This is a genomic window from Schaalia odontolytica (assembly GCF_002847525.1).
Taxonomy (GTDB): domain Bacteria; phylum Actinomycetota; class Actinomycetes; order Actinomycetales; family Actinomycetaceae; genus Pauljensenia; species Pauljensenia odontolytica_B.
The window spans coordinates 1-3,107 of the sequence record NZ_PKKM01000024.1 but is presented as its reverse complement, the minus strand read 5'-3'; the positions used below and the strand labels follow the sequence as shown (position 1 = coordinate 3,107).

General features: G+C 62.5%; 3 protein-coding genes. 2 read left to right on the top strand and 1 reads right to left on the bottom strand.

Annotated features, from left to right (window positions below):
* Together CYJ22_RS10250 and CYJ22_RS10010 are read left to right on the top strand one after the other, a co-directional pair.
* On the top strand, nucleotides 1-254 hold a 254-nt coding region (locus CYJ22_RS10250; RefSeq protein WP_207760537.1), incomplete at its 5' end, for a hypothetical protein.
* Between the two features lie 300 nt (nucleotides 255-554).
* Entirely contained in the window at nucleotides 555-2,024 is a 1,470-nt protein-coding gene (locus CYJ22_RS10010; protein WP_101602512.1) for an alanine/glycine:cation symporter family protein, read from the top strand.
* 94 nt (nucleotides 2,025-2,118) lie between these two features.
* Here the strand turns inward: CYJ22_RS10010 and CYJ22_RS10005 are convergent, their stop codons facing one another.
* The gene (locus CYJ22_RS10005) at nucleotides 2,119-2,946 is read right to left on the bottom strand and encodes a hypothetical protein (RefSeq protein WP_101602511.1); all 828 of its coding nucleotides are present in this window, start codon (nucleotides 2,944-2,946) and stop codon (nucleotides 2,119-2,121) included.
* Nucleotides 2,947-3,107: the final 161 nt, after the last annotated feature.

The following is a 3,107-nucleotide window of genomic DNA, read 5'->3' as shown; positions in this document are numbered from 1 at the left end:
CAGCCAGCAATCCCAACCAAAAACACTCAAAAACAAAAAACAGGCATAAAAAACAAACAAACACACTATCGAGTTCACAAACAACACCCACACGATCGAGCGCACACGAATATCTCGCACGTTTTCGAAAGGTGTTCCGCGCCATGTTTCCGCGACCCGAGCTTCTCGCTTCGTTCGCTGCCGTTCGGCGCAACAAGGAAAACAATACGCACTTCTCCAGACATCGTCAAATCAAACGCAACAGAGGCGCCTGACAGCACTTTTCCGTGAGATTGCAACGATTCACATCAGCTCACCACGCCAGATTGTCCCAAAATCGGCGATTTTAATGCTCCAGACCACAAGGATTTGAGCGAAATGTGCGCCAGCACTCGCAAGATTCACGAGTAACCCAACGCAGAGTCGTCGCTCATTAGCGTCTGAACTGCGCGCATGGCCGAAGCCATCACGTTTTTTAGTAAAGTCTTTACCCTCCATTGACCGAGGCGCTATACTCGTGACCATCAGCGCGGCCTCGCCGCGTCCACGAACATCCATCAACGCTAGGAACAACGATGAATGGAACCCTGCGTCCGGCTTTCGATCTTGCCGGCACTCTCGACACGATCTCGGGCTTTATGTATACGTACCTGCTGGTCGCCCTTCTGATCGGCGTCGGTCTGTACTTCTTTGTGCGCACGCGTGCGCTGCCCCTTCGTCTGTTTAAGGAAGCGATCCGCGTCGTGACCGAGCCTCCCCACGAGGAAGGCGAGGTCTCCTCGTTCCGTGCACTGATGGTGTCGACGGCGTCGCGCGTGGGCGTCGGCAACATTGCCGGCGTGGCGACGGCCGTGACGCTCGGCGGCGCGGGAGCTGTCTTCTGGATGTGGGTCATCGCGACCCTCGGCGGCGCCTCCGCCTTTATCGAGTCGACGCTTGCGCAGATCTACAAGAAGCAGGGCCCCCACCACTCCTACGGCGGCCCCGCCTACTACATCCAGACGGCACTCAAGCAGAACTGGCTTGCCACGCTCTTCGCCTCTGTTCTTATCCTCACCTACATGGGTGGCTTCAACCTGCTCGCCTCCTTCAACGTCGCCGACGCTTTCACCCATTACAGCTGGGCGAATGAGTGGACGCCGTGGATTATCGGTGCCATCCTCGCGGTGCTGATGGCCGGCTCGATCTTCGGCGGCACCCGTCGCCTGACGGACGTCACTGGCCTGCTCGTGCCCGTCATGGCGATCATCTACCTGGGCGTCGGCCTCGTCGTCGTCGCACTCAACTACCAGAACATCCCCGCGATGTTCTCCGCGATCTTCGCCGGTGCTTTTGACTTCCAGGCGATCTTCGGCGGCTTCGCTGGCTCGGCCATGATGTACGGCATCAAGCGCGGCCTCTACTCCAACGAGGCCGGCGTCGGTTCCGCTCCGAACGCCGCCGCCTCCGCCTCCGTGTCACACCCCGCCAAGCAGGGCCTCGTCCAGATGCTCTCGGTCTTCATCGACACCATGGTGATCTGCACGCTTACCGCGTTCGTGGTTCTCTCCTCGGGCGTGGGCAACGACAACGGCGTGACGGGCGCTCCTCTCGTGAAGGACGCGATGGCCACCGTTTTGGGTCAGCCGGTCGCGCAGGTCTTCATCTCGGTCGCGCTGTTCCTCTTCGCCTTCACGACGCTGGTTGGTAACTTCTACTACGCCGAGGTGAACTTCCGCTTCCTGCTGCGCAACAAGCACATGAAGCACTGGATGCTCTCGATCTTCCGCGCCGTGGCCGCGCTGCTCGTCTTCGCGGGCGCGCTCCTCAAGTTCGAGGTCGCATGGAACCTGGGCGACATCCTGATGGGCCTCATGGCGCTCATTAACCTGCCCGTCATCGTCATCCTGGGCAACCAGGCCATCCGCTGCGCGAACGACTACGTCGCCCAGCGCAAGGCCGGTCTTGAGCCGCACTTCACGGCGTCCTCGATCGGCCTGAACCCCGACGAGCTGGACTTCTGGAAGGACGACGCCCCCGTCGCCGCCGAGAAAACCAACGCGTAAGGGGCCTCTCCCCCAGCAAACTTGCCCCGGCCTCGTCTGAAATGTACGGACGAGGCCGGGGCTTCGTTATGCGCGACGGCGGGGCGGTCGGTTGCTACGACGGTGCGTGAGCGAAGCGCGTTCGGATCTGCACTCCCCCGGTGTGCCCGCAGGCCGACAGGGCGCGAGCCACCGCGTCGGCGGCCCACCCGAGCATCTCAGGGCCCCCGTGCGGAGCGCGCAGAGTGGCGGCGGCACCGAAGGCGAACGCAGAGGACGACTCCACGGAGAGCCCCATCTGCACGGCCGATGCCAAGGCCTCGGTAAAGCCCGAGGGGGACAGGGCCTGTCCCTTGTAGCGCGGGCGCGCCTCGAGGTGAATGAGCGGACCAGGGGCAACCAGGGACAAATCCAGCGCGCCAATGGGCAGGCTCCCGTCCTCCCACGGCTTGTTCGCGGTGAAGCGCGCATACTCCCGCGGCAGCTCACACTCAAAGACACACTCGTCGACGCGCACATCGGCGACGAGCTCGAGGGTGGCCACGGAGGCAATCACAGATGCCACGAACGGGATGTGTGCGCTCGTGTCCCCGAGCCACGTGTCGACGATCGCGTGGCACATCGCTCGGGCGGCGCCGTCCGCGGCAGGGTCCCCCGCCATGCCGGGCACTCTCTGCCCATCAACGCTCCTGCCGAGCGGCGGCGCCTCGATGTCACCGACGAAAAAGTCGAAGACGTAGAGCCCGTGATGGGCTTGATTATCGTCGTAGTCCGCGAACCCCAGCCTCGTGCCGACAAGCACGGAGAGGAAGGCATCGTAGAGGCACTCGCTGTCCTGCGCAAAGAGGTCCGCCGCGTGCGGCGTGCGCGGGGACATCTGCCCGCACAGCCAGGCGTACAGCGCCACGTAGCGCTCCTGCGAGGCATGATCGTTGACCGTCATGGGAACCTCCTCGTTCCATCCCGCAACGCTTGCCCCCTCATTATCCCAGAGAAAGAAGGCCCCGGCCTCGTCGAAACTGAACTGCGCCCCGAAACTTGGACGCGTTTAATGGTAGCCGTTATGCGGCTTCCTGTAGGGCCTGATCCCGGTATTCTGCCGGG

Coding starts and splice junctions, on each gene's coding strand:
- CYJ22_RS10010 (WP_101602512.1), top strand. CDS start 555: ATGAATGGAACCCTGCGTCCGGCTTTCGATCTTGCCGGCACTCTCGAC.
- CYJ22_RS10005 (WP_101602511.1), bottom strand. CDS start 2,946: ATGACGGTCAACGATCATGCCTCGCAGGAGCGCTACGTGGCGCTGTAC.